Source organism: Enterobacter sp. WP_7_1, assembly GCF_003688535.1.
Classification (GTDB): Bacteria; Pseudomonadota; Gammaproteobacteria; order Enterobacterales; family Enterobacteriaceae; genus Enterobacter; species Enterobacter asburiae.
Genome location: NZ_REFK01000003.1, coordinates 573,649 through 589,450, shown reverse-complemented (window position 1 = coordinate 589,450; position 15,802 = coordinate 573,649). Strand labels below are relative to the sequence as shown.

16 protein-coding genes are annotated in these 15,802 nt (G+C 60.0%); 8 read left to right on the top strand and 8 right to left on the bottom strand.

The window, feature by feature from the left end; genetic code table 11:
* The first annotated feature begins 57 nt into the window (after window positions 1-57).
* The 6 genes from BJ885_RS16110 (at window position 58) to nudI (ending at window position 6,433) form a co-directional block, all read left to right on the top strand.
* Window positions 58-1,461: a TolC family outer membrane protein gene (locus tag BJ885_RS16110; RefSeq protein ID WP_121932313.1), complete on the top strand. Its 1,404-nt coding sequence runs from the start codon at window positions 58-60 to the stop codon at window positions 1,459-1,461.
* Entirely contained in the window at window positions 1,458-3,656 is a 2,199-nt protein-coding gene (locus tag BJ885_RS16105; RefSeq protein ID WP_029740040.1) for a type I secretion system permease/ATPase, read from the top strand. Before BJ885_RS16110 ends, BJ885_RS16105 begins: the two co-directional genes overlap by 4 nt.
* A 10-nt stretch (window positions 3,657-3,666) precedes the next feature.
* Window positions 3,667-4,836, top strand: coding sequence for an HlyD family efflux transporter periplasmic adaptor subunit (locus tag BJ885_RS16100; protein ID WP_121932339.1), 1,170 nt, complete (start codon window positions 3,667-3,669; stop codon window positions 4,834-4,836).
* Between the two features lie 323 nt (window positions 4,837-5,159).
* The gene (locus BJ885_RS23585; protein WP_375714055.1) at window positions 5,160-5,411 is read left to right on the top strand and encodes a hypothetical protein; all 252 of its coding nucleotides are present in this window, start codon (window positions 5,160-5,162) and stop codon (window positions 5,409-5,411) included.
* 269 nt (window positions 5,412-5,680) lie between these two features.
* Entirely contained in the window at window positions 5,681-5,950 is a 270-nt protein-coding gene (locus tag BJ885_RS16090) for a HigA family addiction module antitoxin (RefSeq protein WP_121932312.1), read from the top strand.
* A gap of 57 nt (window positions 5,951-6,007) precedes the next feature.
* On the top strand, window positions 6,008-6,433 hold the full coding sequence (gene nudI / locus BJ885_RS16085) for a nucleoside triphosphatase NudI (protein WP_121932311.1): 426 nt from the start codon (window positions 6,008-6,010) through the stop codon (window positions 6,431-6,433).
* Here nudI and BJ885_RS16080 read toward each other — a convergent pair.
* On the bottom strand, window positions 6,405-7,136 hold the full coding sequence (locus tag BJ885_RS16080) for a helix-turn-helix domain-containing protein (protein ID WP_121932310.1): 732 nt from the start codon (window positions 7,134-7,136) through the stop codon (window positions 6,405-6,407). The genes nudI and BJ885_RS16080 overlap by 29 nt on opposite strands.
* Window positions 7,137-7,233: 97 nt before the next feature.
* Here BJ885_RS16080 and BJ885_RS16075 point away from each other — a divergent pair, with 97 nt between their 5' ends.
* Window positions 7,234-7,653, top strand: coding sequence for a nuclear transport factor 2 family protein (locus tag BJ885_RS16075; protein WP_121932309.1), 420 nt, complete (start codon window positions 7,234-7,236; stop codon window positions 7,651-7,653).
* Between the two features lie 2 nt (window positions 7,654-7,655).
* On the opposite strand, the gene BJ885_RS16070 is transcribed toward BJ885_RS16075, so the two are convergent.
* The 3 genes from BJ885_RS16070 to BJ885_RS16060 form a co-directional block, all read right to left on the bottom strand.
* A complete protein-coding gene (locus tag BJ885_RS16070; protein ID WP_121932308.1) occupies window positions 7,656-8,174 on the bottom strand; it encodes a DUF6622 family protein in 519 nt (172 codons plus the stop codon).
* A gap of 85 nt (window positions 8,175-8,259) precedes the next feature.
* The gene (locus BJ885_RS16065) at window positions 8,260-9,441 is read right to left on the bottom strand and encodes a PLP-dependent aminotransferase family protein (protein ID WP_121932307.1); all 1,182 of its coding nucleotides are present in this window, start codon (window positions 9,439-9,441) and stop codon (window positions 8,260-8,262) included.
* A gap of 20 nt (window positions 9,442-9,461) precedes the next feature.
* The gene (locus BJ885_RS16060; RefSeq protein WP_047646203.1) at window positions 9,462-10,349 is read right to left on the bottom strand and encodes a LysR family transcriptional regulator; all 888 of its coding nucleotides are present in this window, start codon (window positions 10,347-10,349) and stop codon (window positions 9,462-9,464) included.
* Window positions 10,350-10,446: 97 nt separating this feature from the next.
* Between BJ885_RS16060 and BJ885_RS16055 the strand changes: the two genes are divergently transcribed.
* Complete coding sequence (locus BJ885_RS16055) at window positions 10,447-11,049, top strand: short chain dehydrogenase (protein ID WP_121932306.1); 603 nt, start codon at window positions 10,447-10,449, stop codon at window positions 11,047-11,049.
* Here BJ885_RS16055 and BJ885_RS16050 read toward each other — a convergent pair.
* The 4 genes from BJ885_RS16050 to BJ885_RS16035 all read right to left on the bottom strand — a co-directional run bounded on the left by BJ885_RS16050 (window position 11,043) and on the right by BJ885_RS16035 (window position 15,794).
* On the bottom strand, window positions 11,043-11,777 hold the full coding sequence (locus BJ885_RS16050; protein WP_121932305.1) for a bifunctional 2-polyprenyl-6-hydroxyphenol methylase/3-demethylubiquinol 3-O-methyltransferase UbiG: 735 nt from the start codon (window positions 11,775-11,777) through the stop codon (window positions 11,043-11,045). The two genes, BJ885_RS16055 and BJ885_RS16050, sit on opposite strands and share 7 nt — an antisense overlap.
* A 102-nt stretch (window positions 11,778-11,879) precedes the next feature.
* Complete coding sequence (locus BJ885_RS16045; protein ID WP_121932304.1) at window positions 11,880-13,259, bottom strand: amidohydrolase family protein; 1,380 nt, start codon at window positions 13,257-13,259, stop codon at window positions 11,880-11,882.
* A 1-nt stretch (window position 13,260) separates the two neighbouring features.
* Window positions 13,261-14,217, bottom strand: coding sequence for a carbamate kinase family protein (locus BJ885_RS16040; RefSeq protein ID WP_121932303.1), 957 nt, complete (start codon window positions 14,215-14,217; stop codon window positions 13,261-13,263).
* Entirely contained in the window at window positions 14,214-15,794 is a 1,581-nt protein-coding gene (locus BJ885_RS16035) for a xanthine permease (RefSeq protein ID WP_121932302.1), read from the bottom strand. The genes BJ885_RS16040 and BJ885_RS16035 overlap by 4 nt, the downstream gene beginning before the upstream one ends.
* Window positions 15,795-15,802 lie beyond the last annotated feature (8 nt).

Sequence of the window (15,802 nt, the reverse complement as noted above, 5' to 3'; positions counted from 1 at the left end):
GCGCACAGCGCCCGGGCATAAATAATAAAGACATACTCTTTTTAATAGGGACATGACATGGGAATGAAGATGCCTTACTGGTGGCTCTCGTGCTGCCTGATATCTGTGCCCGCTCTCTGCGCAAACCCGGCTGCAATCATCAATACCGGGCAGCTTCGCGAAACGCAGGAACTCCCCTCGCTCAATGGCCGCGTCGCACCTGCGGCCGGCAAAGCCGCACCCGGTTCATTGCAGCTTGGCGATGCCGTTAACCGCGCCGTCACCTGGCACCCGGCCATCAGCGAAGCCGTGGGAAAACTCTATGAACAGAGCGAAGAGGTGGACGTCGCTAAATCAAAATACTATCCGCAGATTAATGCCGGCGTGGACAGCGGCTATTCCCATGACGGCGACCAGAACGGCTTTACCCCGTCGCTGGTGCTCTCTCTCTCACAGATGCTCTACGACTTTGGCAAAGTGGCCAGCCAGGTGCGCGCCGAGAGCGCCGGCGTGGCCCAGCAGCAGGCCAACGTGCTGGTGAGTATCGACACTATCGCCCACGATACCGCCATCGCCATGGTGCAGGTGCAAACCTTGCAGCAGATGGTCGACACCGCTAAAGAGCAGCTCGACGCCCTCTCCTCGATTGGCACGCTGACCCGCCAGCGTAACGACGAAGGGGCCACGTCGCTTTCTGACGTGGTGCAGACCGATGCGCGCATTGAAGGCGCGCGCGCCCAGCTGATGCAGTACCAGGCCAGCCTGGACAGCGCCCGCGCCACGCTGATGAGCTTTCTCGGCTGGAACAGCCTGAACGCAATCAGCAATGACTTTCCGCAAAAGCTGGGCCGGAGCTGCGATATCGCCGAGCCGGACGACCGCCTGGTGCCCGCGGTGCTTGCCGCCTGGGCGCAGGCTAACGTCGCCCAGGCGAACCTCGATTACGCCGACGCGCAGATGACGCCCACCGTCTCGCTGGAGCCGGAGGTGCGTCACTACATGAACGATAGCTATGCGGGCAGCGACACGCGGGATCGCACCCAGTATTCCGCCTGGGTGAAAGTGCAGATGCCGCTCTACCAGGGCGGCGGCCTCACCGCCCGGCGTAACGCTGCCGGACACGCGGTGGAGGCGGCGCAGTCCACCATTCAGCGTACGCGCCTTGACGTCCGCCAGAAGCTGATGGAAGCCCGCAGCCAGGTGATGAGCCTGCAAAGCACGCTGCAAATCCAGGGCCGCCAGGAAGCCCTCAGCGCCCGCACCCGCGAACTGTACCAGCAGCAGTATCTCGATCTCGGTTCGCGCCCGCTGCTCGACGTACTCAACGCCGAGCAGGAGGTCTATCAGGCGCGCTTCACCCAGCAGCAGACCCTCGGTCAGCTGCACCAGCTGCAGCTCAACTGCCTGTATAACACCGGGCAGCTGCGTCACGCGTTCGATCTTGATAACCGCACCATCCAGACCGTGGAGATCCAGCCATGAAGCAGCGTGATATCCCACAAGGTGAAAACATGACGGATGAGGCGCTGGCGCAGTGGGCGCAGGCCTTTGGTTTTGTCGCCACGCGCTACCGCGTCGCCTGCTCTCCCGGCGCGCTGATCGCAGGCGCACCGTGGCTAAAAGGCAAACCGATGGTGCCCGCCCTCACCCAGCTGGCCCGCGAAGCGGGGCTGTCGTTTCAGCTCCTTACCGACGATCGGCAGGCGATCAACAGCTGGCGTCTGCCGGTGGTGGTGGCGATGAATGACGGCAGGATCGGCGTGATCGAGCATTTCGACGGGGACGATACGCTGGAGGTCAGCTTTTTCGACAATGAGACCTACACCAACCGGCTGTCAATGACGGCGATGCTGCCCGCTATCCGCCACGTTATTGCCCTGCGTCCACTCGCCGCGCTGAAGGACAGCCGCGTGGACGCCTATATCTCAAAGTACCGTCCGGACTGGCTCTACCGGCTGGTGATGCGCGACCTGCGCCCCTACAGCTGGGTCATGCTGGCCGCCCTCTTTATCAACGTGCTGTCGCTCTCCGGGATCGTCTTTTCCATGCAGGTCTATGACCGGGTGATCCCCGCCCAGTCCTATCCGACGCTTTACGTCCTGACCATCGGGGTGCTGATTGCCACCCTGTTCGGCTTTGTGCTGCGCGTGGCGCGCGGGCACATTATGGATCTGCTGGGCAAGCGCTCGGATATGCGCGTTTCGGATCGCGTCTTCGGCCACGCGCTGCGGCTGCGCAACAGCGCGATCCCCCGCTCCACCGGCAGCTTTATCTCTCAGCTGCGCGAGCTGGAGCAGATCCGCGAGATGGTGACCTCGTCCACCATCTCGACGATTGTCGACCTGCCCTTCTTTCTCCTGTTCGTGGTGGTGCTGGCGATCATCGCCCCGCAGCTGGCGTGGATCGCCCCGGTCGCGGCGGTGATCATGGTCCTGCCCGGCCTGCTGCTGCAGAAGAAGCTGGCGGAGCTGGCGAAACAGTCGGCCCATGAATCGACCCTGCGCAACGCAGTGCTGGTGGAGAGCGTTCAGGGGCTGGAGGACATCAAGCTGATGCAGGCGGAAAACCGCTTTTTGCAGCAGTGGAACAGCTATATCCAGATCACCGCGGAATCCGGCCTGCGCACCCGCGAGCTAACGCAGAACCTGATCAGCTGGGGGATGACCATTCAGAGCCTGGTCTACGCCGGGGTGATCGTGGTCGGCGCCCCGATGGTGATCGACGGCACCCTGACCACCGGTTCGGTGGTCGCCGCGTCGATGCTGGCCTCCCGCATGATCGCCCCGATGGCGACGCTGTGCGGCGTGCTGGCGCGCTGGCAGCAGGTCAAAGCGGCAAAAGAGGGGCTGGACAGCATCATGCAGCTTCCCACCGAAAATCAGCGCGAGGAAACGCCGATCCGCCAGGACGTGCTGCGCGGACACTATCTTTTCGAGCAGGCGCAGTTCCGCTATCAGCCGGACGATCCGCGCATGGCGCTGCGCATTAACCGGCTGGAGATCCGGCCGGGAGAAAAAGTGGCGATCCTCGGGCGCAACGGCGCGGGCAAATCGACCCTGCTGCAGGCCATGGCGGGCGGGATGGATCTGGCGGCCGGCGAGCTGCGTCTTGATAACTTCAGCCTGCCGCACCTCGACGTCGCCGACGTCCGGCGCAACGTCGGCTTTATGACCCAGAACGCGCGGCTGTTTTACGGCACCCTGCGCGAAAACATCACCCTCGGCATGCCGCGCGCCACCGACGAAGAGATCTTTGAGGTGCTGGAGATGACCGGCGCGGCAGGCTTCGTGCAGAGGCTGCCCAAGGGGCTGGACTACCCGATCATGGAAAACGGCGTGGGGTTATCCGGCGGGCAACGCCAGTCGATTCTGCTGGCGCGAATGCTGCTGCGCGATCCGAATATTGTGCTGATGGATGAACCCACCGCGTCGCTGGACGAGCACACCGAGCGGGAATTCATCCAGCGCCTGGGCGACTGGCTCGGGCATCGCACCCTGATTGTCGCCACGCATCGCGTACCGGTGCTGGAACTGGTGGAGCGCGTCGTGGTGTTGAAAGAGGGGATGCTGGTTATGGACGCGCCAAAAGCCCAGGCGCTGAACAACAGCCGTATGCAGCAGCAACAGCAGCAGGCAGCAACCGGACGGGAGTGGAAAAATGAAAATCAGTCAGCGTGACGTGGCGGCAATGGACGATCTGGATAACGCCCTCGACTCCGAAAGCGGCTACACCGGCGCGCGTCGGATCGTGATCTTTTCGCTGCTGATGTTTGTGGTGCTGGGCGTCTGGGCGTGGTTTGGCGTGCTGGATGAGGTATCAACCGGCTCGGGTAAAGTGATCCCCAGCTCGCGCGAGCAGGTTCTACAGTCTCTCGACGGCGGGATCCTCACCGAGCTGAACGTCCACGAGGGCGATCAGGTGCAGGCCGGACAGGTGCTGGCGCGGCTCGATCCGACGCGCTCCGAATCGAACGTCGGCGAAAGCGCGGCGCGCTACCGGGCTTCACTGGCCTCCAGCGCCCGCCTGTACGCCGAGGTGAACGATCTCCCGCTGAAGTTCCCCCCTTCGCTGGCAAAATGGCCGGATCTGATGGCTGACGAAACGCGGCTCTACAACTCCCGCCGCGCGCAGCTGGAGGATACCCAGCGGGAGCTGCGCGCCGCGTTAGATCTCGCCAATAAGGAGCTGGCCATCACCCAGCGGCTGGTCAAAACCGGCGCCGCCAGCCACGTGGAGGTGCTGCGCCTGCAGCGGCAGAAAAGCGATCTGGAGCTGAAGCTCACCGACGTACGCTCGCAGTATTACGTTCAGGCCCGGGAGGCGTTATCCAAAGCCAACGCGGAGGTGGATATGGTTTCAGCGATCCTCAAAGGCCGCCAGGATTCCGTGACCCGTCTGACGGTAAAATCCCCGGTACGCGGGATCGTGAAAAACATCAAGGTCACCACCATCGGCGGCGTGATCCCGCCCAACGGCGAGCTGATGGAGATTGTGCCGGTGGACGATCACCTGCTGATCGAAACCCGCCTGTCGCCGCGCGATATCGCCTTTATCCACCCGAACCAGGAGGCGCTGGTTAAAATCACCGCCTACGATTACGCCATTTACGGCGGCCTGCACGGGGTCGTCGAAACGATCTCTCCGGACACCATCCAGGACGAGGCCAAGCCGGAAGTGTTCTATTACCGGGTGTTTATCCGCACCAGCCAGGATTACCTGGTGAATAAGGCCGGCAGGCACTTCTCGATTGTGCCGGGGATGATTGCGACGGTGGACATTAAGACCGGAGAGAAAACGGTACTGGATTATCTGATCAAGCCGTTTAACCGGGCGAAAGAGGCGCTGAGGGAGCGGTGATGAAACGCCTTACATCATTTTCTGAAGCCGCCTCGCAGGATTTAACTTCTTCTGGGTAGCCTGCTTTTTATTAGGGTTAATCGGGCGTATGTTCCTTCCACGCCAGCAAAATCTGGCGTCGGGATTGGCATCCCGGTTATGATTGGAGACGGCGTAAGTCCTTGTTACGCCGTGCGTCTGGCTACATTCCAATGGTGGGCTGGACGGGGGCGTCGCGAGACGCGCCGGTACACTCCAAGCCGGTAATGCCAACTCCGTTCAGACCTGCCACCCGGAAATTGGCATTTCCGCGGTCGGGTTAATTACCTGATTGGAGAAAAATTATGACCACCAGTAACGCACTTTTCACTACCCCCTTCGGCCACAATACCGACTTCACTGAACTTGCCGACAACTGCCAACGCTATTGCGAAGCATTGGTGGAAGAGACCGATCCTGCAAGAAAAATAGCGCTCTGCGGTCGTCTTGCATCGACCCTCGCCCTGCTTCGCCCGATGCTGCTGGAGCCGCTCCCTGAGCACTTACAGGAACGTCTTACCGTCAATGTGTTTCCCGGAACCTGCATTCAACGCTGAATCCGATCAGCTCTGTCGCTATGCGAGGAAATTACGCAACTGTTGATGGGGGGGCGCGCTCGCCCCTGAATCCGCTCGTGTGATGGGAGATTTACTCTTTGAACTGACGGGATATTTTGCTGACCAGCGAAAAACCCCGCGCTGGCTGAGAACCGAGGCTGGCGTCGCGTTGCTGGGTTGACATAGTTTTCTCCCTCTCCCTGTGGGAGAGGGGCGGGGTGAGGGCATCAAACCGCACTCATTTTATATTTATAAACAGGACGTTAATTGTGAATAACCAGGGAAAACTACGCATCTCAACCACACCAGGCGAAGTGTTGCTACACGATTATCTTAAGCCACTCAGTCTCGGCATCTCAGAACTGGCAGAGAGAATAAACACCGATCACACCACTGCCAGCGCGCTGGTAAACAATAAAATCAAACTCACCGTTGATTTGGCCACAAGACTGGCGGGCGCATTCGATACCAGTATTGAATTCTGGCTGAATCTGCAGCAAAACGCAGAAAACCAAGGAGCGAGAATCGAGCACCTCTAACATAATCATCCCCCCAATCTGCTAAAGTAGCCCAAACTCATTTTTCAGGAAGAAATCATGCGCCAACGAACCATTGTCTGCCCCATCATCCAGAACGACGGTGCTTATCTGCTGTGCAAAATGGCCAACGATCGCGGCGTGTTCCCCGGCCAGTGGGCTCTCTCCGGCGGTGGAATGGAGCCGGGCGAAACCATGGAACAGGCGTTGCGCCGTGAGATCCGCGAAGAGCTGGGCGAAGCGCTGGAGATTGTCTCGGTTACGCCATGGGCTTTTCGCGATGACATCAGGGTGAAAACCTACGCCGATGGCACCTCAGAGGAGATTTACATGATCTATCTGATCTTCGACTGCATCAGCGCCAACCGGGAAGTCACGTTTAATGAAGAGTTTCAGGAGATCGCCTGGGTTAATCCGGAATCGTTAAAAGAGCTGGATCTCAACGCAGCCACGCGCATTACCTTCGCCCAAAAGGGCCTTCTTTAATCACCCACTGCCCCGGCGTTTTACCGGTCCATGCTCTGAAAACCTCAATAAATGCGCTGACGCTGCTGTAGCCGCAGGACAGCGCAATCCACCCTACCTGCTTCCCCGCCGCCAGCCACTCCATTGCCCGCATGACGCGTGCCAGCTGCCGCCAGTTAACAAAGTTCATTCCGGTCTGGGCGCTAAACCGACGGTTGAACGTACGTACGCTCATCCCAGCATGAACAGCATGGCTCTCGACCGTCTGGTTATCATCGACAAACTGCAGCAAATGGCTGACCACGTTCTTCAGACGCGGATCCGTCGGCACGGGCAGAGAAAAGCGAGCCTGGGGCGTCAGGGCAAGCTCATCCAGTAGCAAAGTCAGCTTTCGCGGATCGTACTCGCTCTCAGCATCGCATAAACGGCTAAACAGTGCATGGGTCAGATCGTCGGTCTCGAACAGCGCGGGCGAATCGGGAAGCATTTCACACCAGGCGGGGTCCAGATAGATAGCGCAGCCTTCTACCGCACTTTCGGAAAAAGCGGCGTGCTGCCGATCCGGAGGGATCCAGCCGATGTGTTTTGCCGGTACGACCGAGCGCGCCTGCTGCGTCTCAATGACCAGCAGCCCCGTTGCAATGCGCCACAGCTGGCCGGTGCGATGACTGTGCCAGGGCGTTCGGTACCCGCCGGGATGAAGGAGCGTTTCAACACTGACCATATCATTTTGACCGAAAATCGTTATTCATCGACGCATTACAGAAACCACGCCTTCGGCTGTCAAGGATAATGGTGATTCAACCACATAAGGAGCCCGCATGAGCATTATCACGTCCCTGATTGCCGACACCGACAACGCCGCGCAGCGCGAAAAGATGGCGTGCCTGTTAACCCGCTTATTCAACGGCGATATCGATCCGGCAGAGGTATTTACGCCCGATTACCAGCAGTTTACGGACGGTCACGCGCTTGACTACCGGGGTTTTGTCCAGCATCTGAGCCACGTCAGCTCACAGATCCGCGCGATCGCCTTTACCGTGGTGGAGATAGCCTGTCATGGCGAACTTCTGGCTGACCGGCATATCGTGACGGTCACGTATCCCGATGGTCGTCAGGCAGAGATCGAGGTTTATCTGTTTGCCGCGCTGCGTGAAGGGAAAATCTGGCGGATCCATGAAGTCACGCGAGCACTCAGCGGCGATGCTGCAGACCGCACGCTGGCACACGCGACAGAATAACGTCACTCCGCCGGGCGCGGTGCGGCGCTGTTATACACCCCAACATAGCGCGCAAATTTCCCGAGAAACACACCGGCAAACACGCCGCCGGAGACGATCGCCAGCGCGCTCATGGCGGGCTGCTGCATCGTCTGGGGAGAGACCGCGCTCATCACGCCCAGCACATACTTGACGCCGAACGCCAGCATCATAAACGGCAGCGCGGTGTAGTCTGCCTGACGGTAAAGGCTGCGCGGCGCATCTGCACGGGTAATAACAGCCTGCTTAATCAGGAAATACCCCAGCGCGGCCCCGGCGAGGATCCCCGCCGTCCACAATGCGACAGTTCCGGGCGTCAGCGTGCGGTAGACAACCAGATCGTAGATATCCCAGATAAGAAATATTGCCGGAATGATGGCAAGCCTCTCCAGCGTAACGGTGGCAGGCCTGCGGGCTTTAATGCCGCGAGAGATAAGGAAGATAAACAGCACCCACACCCAGGCGGGCGTGTGCGTAACGACACCGAACAGAAATTCAAACATGGAGATCTCCATGGACGATCGCGGCCCGTGCCGCCCTGAACGCGTATTGCGCATAACGGCAGGAAAGCCATTATGCGCAGGTCTTTTACAGCGATTTTTTCAGGCGTTGAACCGCTTCCTTCAGCTCTTCATCCGTTGGCGTCACAAACGACATACGCAGCGTTGAATGGTCTGGCTCATTGCAGTAGAAAAATTCGCCCGGCACAAATACTACGCCGTTACTTAACGTTTTTTCCAGCCAGCGGGTGGTATTACTACCATTTTTCATGTTCGCCCACAGGAACATGCCGCCCTTCGGCTTGTGGAAAGACATCACATCGCCCAGCTCGGCCTCCAGCTCGGTTGCGAACGTCTGGTATTTCTGGCGATAGGCTTCGCGGATCGTTTTAATCTGATCGGGCAGACGACCGGTTTTCAGGTATTCATACGTCATCAGCTGCGACAGCGTGCTGGTGTGCAGATCGGTGGTTTGCTTAAGGTTTACTACTGCGCGCTTCAGCCATTCCGGCACCAGCACCCAGCCCACGCGGGTTCCTGGAGCAAGAATTTTGGAGAAGGTTGAGGTATACACCACGTTCTCTTCGTTGCCGATATCTTTGGCATGGGCAATTAACGGGCGGAAAACTTCATCGGTATAATTAATTTCGCTGTACGGATCGTCTTCAATAATGACGAAGTCATAGCGCTTCGATAATTCCACCAGCTGTTTACGACGCGCCTCGGAAAGGGTTACCCCACCAGGGTTACCAAACGTCGGAACAATATAGACCGCTTTGATGGTTTTATTTGCCGCCAGCGCTTCAAGCTCGTCGACCTTCATGCCGTCGCCGTCGGTGCCAACGGATTCAAAATTCGCCTGCGCCAGGCCAAATACCTGCAGCGCAGCAAGATAGGTTGGACGCTCAACCACAACGGTGTCACCCGGGTTGATTAACGCACGCGCCAGCACGTCGAGGGACTGCTGTGAGCCGGAAGTAATAACAACATCATCGGCCTTACAGGCGATACCACGCCCCTCGCAGATGCGCTGAATTTCTTCGCGCAGTCCCGGTACGCCTTCGGTCAGACCGTACTGAAAGGCCTCACCAAAATGCTGTGATAATACGGCATCAGCGGCAATTTTCAGCCCTTCGTGATCGAACAAGGCCGGGTTAGGAATACCCCCACCCAGCGAAATGACGCCGGCCATTTTGCTATGTTTTAATAATTCACGGATGGCAGATGATTGCAGGCCCTGCGCGCTGCTGGCGAGTTTATTCACAGACATTCTTTGCATACCTTCTTTTTTTATAGTGTGCCCAATCTTAGCAGAATATGGGCGATAAATTCCGTTAGCTTAGGGAGAGGTCGTAAATCCTGACGCCACAGCAAATGCACGGGTCTCGGCGCCGGAATATACGCCTCCAGCACCCGCACCAGCCTGCCGCTTTCCAGATCTTCCGCCACCAGCACTTCCGGCTGCAGCAGCAGTCCCGCCCCGGCTCGCGCGGCCATCCGCAGCCCGTAGCCGTCGTTGCATCTCAAGACCGCATCCCGCTTCCAGCGCACCTCGCCTTCGACGCCCGGCAGCCGCCACTCGTTACGTGCAGTCCACACGCTGTGGGATAAGCAGAGATGATCCACCAGATCGGCAGGAGTTTGCGGCGTACCGTAGCGCGCAAGATAGTCCGGCGCGGCGCAGATCACCATCCGGTAAGGGCAGAGGTATTTCGCCACCAGATCGTCGTTGTGAATGTCGCCAATACGAATGGCCAGATCGATACCTTCCTCCACCAGATCCACCATCCGGTTGGTGAGATCCAGCTCGATGCGCACTTCCGGGTAGCGTTGTAAAAAAGAGGCCGTAAGCGGCGCGATCGCGCTGCCGCCAAACGAGGTGGGTGCGGTCACGCGCAGGGTGCCGGACGGCGCGGCGCGCAGGCGTTCCACGGCGCTTTCGGCGATCGCGACCTGCTCCAGCACCCGCTTCGCCTCGTCGAAATAGACCCGCCCGGCGTCAGTCAGGCTCTGGCGCCGCGTGTTACGCTCCAGCAGGCGGGTGCCGAGCTGCGATTCCAGCAGCGCAACGTATTTCCCCACCATCACCGCCGACATCTCCAGCCGAGCCGCCGCACCGGTAAAACTGCCGCTTTCAACCACGGCAATAAAGGTCTCCATGCTGCGAAACTTATCCATATTACAAACTCCTGGTTAGCAATCTTCTAACTTTAGCCCAGTTTATCTGCATTTTTATTTAGTAAAGAATGGAGGCTCACAACATAAGGAGTCGGCTATGAAAATCGTCATTATTGGTGCCAGCGGTACGGTCGGTCGTGCGGTAACGGAAGAGCTGAGTCGTCGCCACGAGGTCATCCGCGTCGGCCGCACGCAGGGCGACGAGCAGGTGGATATCACCTCGCAGGCGAGCGTCCAGGCGCTGTTTGAGAAAATCGGCCCGGTGGATGCGATTGTTTCCGCCAGCGGTGGTCTTTATTTTGGCCCGCTCGCGACCATGAAGGACAGCGACTTCAACCAGGGCCTCCAGGACAAGCTGCTCGGGCAGGTGCGCCTGGCGCTGACCGGCCAGCATTATTTGAACGAAGGCGGCTCGATTACGCTGATAAGCGGCATCGTGGCGCACGAGCCAATTGCCCAGGGCGTAAATGCCACCACGGTAAATGCGGCGCTGGAAGGATTTGTTCGCGCCGCCGCCTGCGAGCTGCCGCGCGGGATCCGCATCAACCTGATTAGCCCGACGGTACTCACCGAATCCATCGAAACGTACGACGGTTTCTTCCCGGGCTTTGAGAGCGTTCCCGCCGCGACCGTGGCGCAGGCCTACCGCCGCAGCGTGGAAGGCGTGCAGAGCGGGCGGGTGTATACAGTGGGTTACTGAGCCTTACGGGCGGCGATCAGCACCAGCATCGGGCGCTCCGCCTCTTCGGCCAGCGCGGGCCAGGCGTCAATCTGCGCCTGCGCTGGCCCCCACTCGTTGACGTTGCTTATCGTTAATCCGGCCCCGATCAGCGCGTTGAGCGTGGTGCCGAGCGTGCGGTGGTATTTCACCACCCCGTCCGCCAGCCAGTTGCTGACGCGCCTGCCCTCGTCCTGATAATGGTTCACGCCCCAGAACCGCTCTCCGCTGTCGTCGGTCAGCCAGCCCTGACGGGTGGCGCAGGTGTATATCGGGTGCTCCATCGAAAAGACCAGGCTGCCGCCGGACTTGAGCGCGCGCTGAACCTTCGTAAAAAGGGTACCCAGCTCCGGCAGGTAGTGCAGCGCCAGCGAGCTGTAGACCAGATCGAGGCTGTTCTCGTTAAGCGTGAGAGATTCCAGATCGCTACGCTGATAGTGAATCTGTGGGTCAGCGGTAAGCTCCGCTGCGCGGGCGAGCATCTTTTCTGAGATATCGACCCCCGTGACGTCAGCAGCGCCCAGCTCGCGCGCGGCGCGGCAGAACCAGCCGTAGCCGCAGCCGAGATCGACAACCGATTTGCCGGTTAAATCCGGCAGCATGGCCTTAAGCGCGGGCCACTCCGGCGCGCCGTCCAGACCCTGCACCGAGCGCGGAAGCTGGGCGTAGCCCTCGAAAAACGCCGGGTTGTCGTAGATGTTTTGTGCCATGGCAGATCCCTCTTTAAGAATGTGACTCCCAGTATAAAGCATTGCCTGCGGCCTGATGCCCTCACCCCAACCCTCTCCCACAGGGAGAGGGAGAAATGCACGTCAAGCCACCGAGCCCCAGACAAGGTTGCCCTTATGGAACGTCGCGGTGCGCGGAGAAATGCGCGCCACGGCTTCGGCGGAGCAGGAGGCATCTACCAGCACAAAGCTGGCGTCGTCCTGCGCTTTTGGCCACACGCGATCGCCTTTGTCATTCAGCGGCAGCACGTCGCCGGTGGCAATACCGAGCGCGCGGGAGAGCGTCTGCTCGTTCGGGCGGATGTAGAGCTGAGCGTAAAGATTCGCTTTCTCCAGCATGTCCCCCAGACCGTACGGCGACCAGTGGTCGATGACGCTGTCGGTCCCCGTCATCACGAACACGCCCTTCTCGCGCAGCTGCTTCAGCGGCATATGCAGAGTGCCAATCGGCACCGTGGAAGCGATGGTCACCTGCTGCGCCGCCATGCGGGTGGCGATCTCATCCACCTGCGACTCGTTGAGCGTCGCCAGCGCAAAGGCGTGGCTGATGGTCAGCTTGCCCTTCAGCTCAGGGGTTTTCTCCACGGTTTCGACCATATAATTCACCGCCGCCACGCCCGCCGGGCTGGTTTCGTGCAGGTGGATATCCACCCCTTTGTCGTAGTCCAGCGCAATCTGGAACATGGTGTCGAGGGATTTCTCCATCGCGCCGTCGACGTTGGTTGGGTCCAGCCCGCCCACGTAGTGCGCTCCGGCCTGCATCGCCTCGCGCATCAGCTTTTCGGAGTTTGACAGCAGCAGCCCGTGCTGCGGAAAAGCGACGATTTCGCAGTCAAAGCCGGGCTTACGGCGCGATAAAACCGCCTGCAGGTTTTCCAGATTCTTCAGGCCGGAGGTCGGCTCGATATTGCAGTGGCTGCGGGCGATGGTGGAGCCTTTCGACTGGATCAGGTCGATCAGCTTTTCCGCGCGCTCCTGGGTGTAGGGCTGCAGCTCCGGCAGCAGCTTCTGCTCGAGGCGGATCATGTCCTGAATCGTAGTGCCCGCCGGGCGGTTCAGGGAGCGCCACGGACCGCCGTAAAAGGTTTTATCCAGGTGAATGTGCATGTCGCGCATCGCCGGAAGCATCAGCTTGCCGCCTGCGTCATAGTGCGGCAGCGTGGCGTCGGCGTGGCTCTTGTTATCGCGCAGAGCGACGATCTTCCCGTCGTTAATCTCCAGCGTTTTCAGTTCGGTGCGGGTGCTCGTTGCCACGCCGCCGTCGACGTTGAACCCGGCCTCCAGCAGCACGTTGTCCAGATAGTAATGTTTCGCGGTGATGTTCATCGGTTTACCCGTCTCGCAGGTTAGCTTTGCGGAGTCAGCAGCATACGCGACGGATCCGGTCGCGCCAAACAGCGCGCAGGCGGTGACCATTTTGCCGCTCTGGCTAATAAACTCGCGGCGGCTTTTATTTTCACTCATCTTATCTTCCTTCATTAACAATATGGGTGCCGGTTTCCCCGCGCAGCGCCGCGGGCAGGCAGTCCGGCGAGGTGATAATCACGCGCCTGCCGCCGTGGTGTAAAAATTCCAGCGAGGCGACGATTTTGGGCAGCATGCTGCCCGCCGGGAAGTGGCCCTCCTCCCTGTAGCGGGTCATCTGCGCCACGTTTACAGTGTCCAGCGCCTGCTGGTCTGGCTTGCCGAAGTTGATGCACACCTTCTCCACGCCGGTGGTGATCACCAGCACGTCGGCGCCGATCGCGCGCGCCAGCAGCGCGGTGGAGAGATCTTTATCAATCACCGCATCGACGCTCTGGTAGTCGCCCTGCTCGCTGCGAATCACGGGTATTCCGCCGCCGCCCGCGCCGATCACCACAAAGCCTTTTTGCGTCAGGGCCTTGATCGCATCCGCCTCGACAATCCGCAGCGGCTGCGGTGAGGCCACCACGCGACGGTAGCCACGGCCTGAATCCTCGACAAAATGCCAGTCCGGGTGTGCGCGCTGCAGCTCATCGCGCTGCGTCTCGGTGAAGAACGCACCGACAGGTTTCGTCGGGTGAGCAAAGCCCGGATCGTTTTTATCCACCTCCACCTGCGTGACGACCGTGACCGCTTTTTGCTCCCCGCGCGCGGCCAGGCGATTGTTGAGCGCCTGCTGGATCAGGTAGCCAATCCCGCCCTGGGTGTCCGCCACGCAGTTTGCCAGCGGCGTCAGCGGCAGCCCTTCCCGCTCGTGGGCGATTTCGGCGCGGCGAAGATCCAGCCCCACCTGAGGGCCGTTGCCGTGCGTGAGCACGATGTCATAGTCGGAGGCCAGCATTTCCAGCACCGACTCTGCCACCGCTTTCACCGCCTGCGCCTGGTGTTCAATCGACTGGCTGGCGTTGTCTTTGATAATGCTGTTGCCGCCGATGGCGACGACCATAAGCTCTTTCATTTTGTTTCCTTTAGAAGGTGCGTTCTGGTGCCCTCACCCCGGCCCTCTCCCACAGGGAGAGGGGGATTAACAGAGGTATCCAGCACATGCTTCACCACAAACATGCCGCCCATCATCAGATACGCGGTGACGAACATCAGCGAACTGCCTTCGGCAAAGCCCACTACCGGGGCATGGATCACCCCAAACAGCGCCAGCAGCGCCCCGACGGCGGCCGCAACGGCTCCGCGCAGCGGCTTGTTGATGATGGCGAAGATGGCGATACAGCCCCACAGCATGCTGGCGAGCGGCGCGCCGTTGCCGAGATGCACCAGGCCTTCGTAGTAAATTCCTTTGCTGTGCAGCACGTCGGTGCCGATCTTCGCCGCGCTGGTGCCCGCCGCCCCCATCACGCTATTCATCATCGTCAGCGCCCAGTTGGCGATCCACGGGAACAGGCAGATGAAGATCACCGGCACCTCCACTTTGGGCGTTTCCCTCACCACCTGGTTGGCGGTGACGACGCCGATAAACACCAGAATCGGCACGATGGCGGTCATCGGAATGATGGCGAGCATAAACGCCCCCAGCCCGAACAGCGGCACGATGAACATGGTCACGCCGGAGGCCAGCGTATAGCCGATGCTCGCACCCATCGCTTTCCAGCCGGGATGGCCGACGTAGACCGTCACCGGGAACGGGTTCCCCATCAGGCAGCCGAGCATGGAGGCCAGGCCGTTCGCCAGCATCACCTTACGCGTCGGGTACGCATCCCCCGCCGCGTGGGCGCTTTCGATGTTCTCCAGGTCAAAGATGTAGTTCGCCAGCCCCAGCGGCACGGCAGAGGCAAGATACGGCAGCGCGTGCGGCAGGCCCTGCAGGAAGCCTTCCACGTGCACCTGCGGCGGGTTAAAGCCGAAGGATGACATGGACGCTTTAATCGCTTCCGGGCTTTGCAGGCCGGAGATCCACGCCAGTGCGGTACCGGCTATCAGCAGCAGCAGGCCGGTCGGGATACGGGCGAAAATCGGCTTTTTGCCAAACCAGTTGATGAAGATCAGCAGCAGCACGATGAACGACACCGTCGGCGCTTCGAACGCCTGCAGCATCGGGTTCATCGCCAGCAGCAGCAGGCCCAAACCGGAGAGGCACGACAGCAGCACGGTACGCGGGATCATCTTGCGGATGGTTTCCCCCAGGAACGAACCGCCCGCGAGGATCATCGCCTCCACGAAGCACCACACCAGGCCAATCTGGATCGCGAAGTCCGCATCGCCGGTTTGTTGATAAACCGGCATCAGGACCAGGAAGGTCACGGTAAAAATCGACGGCGCGCTCGGGCCGGACGGCAGCGCGGTCACGTCCGTACGCCCGGTGGCGCGCGCCATCTGCATGCCGAACCAGGCGTAGCAAATACTCGCGACCAGCACTGCCAGCCCGAAGGCCGGCGCGATGCGTCCATAAACAATCTCCTTCGGGATGCCGACGACAAAAATGAGCAGCCCCATCATGGTCAGCAAATTGGTCAGGTTGTTGGTCATCAACCCGAAATACGCCGCCCAGTCACCTCTTTTCCACTCCAGTTTCATGTTTTTCATGGATGCAT

Bases quoted from the DNA above. Each gene is read 5' to 3' on its own strand.
- BJ885_RS16070 (WP_121932308.1), bottom strand. From the start codon at position 8,174: ATGTTTGAATTTCTGTTCGGTGTCGTTACGCACACGCCCGCCTGGGTG.
- BJ885_RS16080 (WP_121932310.1), bottom strand. From the start codon at position 7,136: ATGGTCAGTGTTGAAACGCTCCTTCATCCCGGCGGGTACCGAACGCCC.
- BJ885_RS16035 (WP_121932302.1), bottom strand. From the start codon at position 15,794: ATGAAAAACATGAAACTGGAGTGGAAAAGAGGTGACTGGGCGGCGTAT.
- BJ885_RS16055 (WP_121932306.1), top strand. From the start codon at position 10,447: ATGAAAATCGTCATTATTGGTGCCAGCGGTACGGTCGGTCGTGCGGTA.
- nudI (WP_121932311.1), top strand. From the start codon at position 6,008: ATGCGCCAACGAACCATTGTCTGCCCCATCATCCAGAACGACGGTGCT.
- BJ885_RS16100 (WP_121932339.1), top strand. From the start codon at position 3,667: ATGGACGATCTGGATAACGCCCTCGACTCCGAAAGCGGCTACACCGGC.
- BJ885_RS16105 (WP_029740040.1), top strand. From the start codon at position 1,458: ATGAAGCAGCGTGATATCCCACAAGGTGAAAACATGACGGATGAGGCG.
- BJ885_RS16110 (WP_121932313.1), top strand. From the start codon at position 58: ATGGGAATGAAGATGCCTTACTGGTGGCTCTCGTGCTGCCTGATATCT.
- BJ885_RS16050 (WP_121932305.1), bottom strand. From the start codon at position 11,777: ATGGCACAAAACATCTACGACAACCCGGCGTTTTTCGAGGGCTACGCC.
- BJ885_RS16045 (WP_121932304.1), bottom strand. From the start codon at position 13,259: ATGAGTGAAAATAAAAGCCGCCGCGAGTTTATTAGCCAGAGCGGCAAA.
- BJ885_RS16040 (WP_121932303.1), bottom strand. From the start codon at position 14,217: ATGAAAGAGCTTATGGTCGTCGCCATCGGCGGCAACAGCATTATCAAA.
- BJ885_RS16060 (WP_047646203.1), bottom strand. From the start codon at position 10,349: ATGGATAAGTTTCGCAGCATGGAGACCTTTATTGCCGTGGTTGAAAGC.
- BJ885_RS16065 (WP_121932307.1), bottom strand. From the start codon at position 9,441: ATGTCTGTGAATAAACTCGCCAGCAGCGCGCAGGGCCTGCAATCATCT.
- BJ885_RS16075 (WP_121932309.1), top strand. From the start codon at position 7,234: ATGAGCATTATCACGTCCCTGATTGCCGACACCGACAACGCCGCGCAG.
- BJ885_RS23585 (WP_375714055.1), top strand. From the start codon at position 5,160: ATGACCACCAGTAACGCACTTTTCACTACCCCCTTCGGCCACAATACC.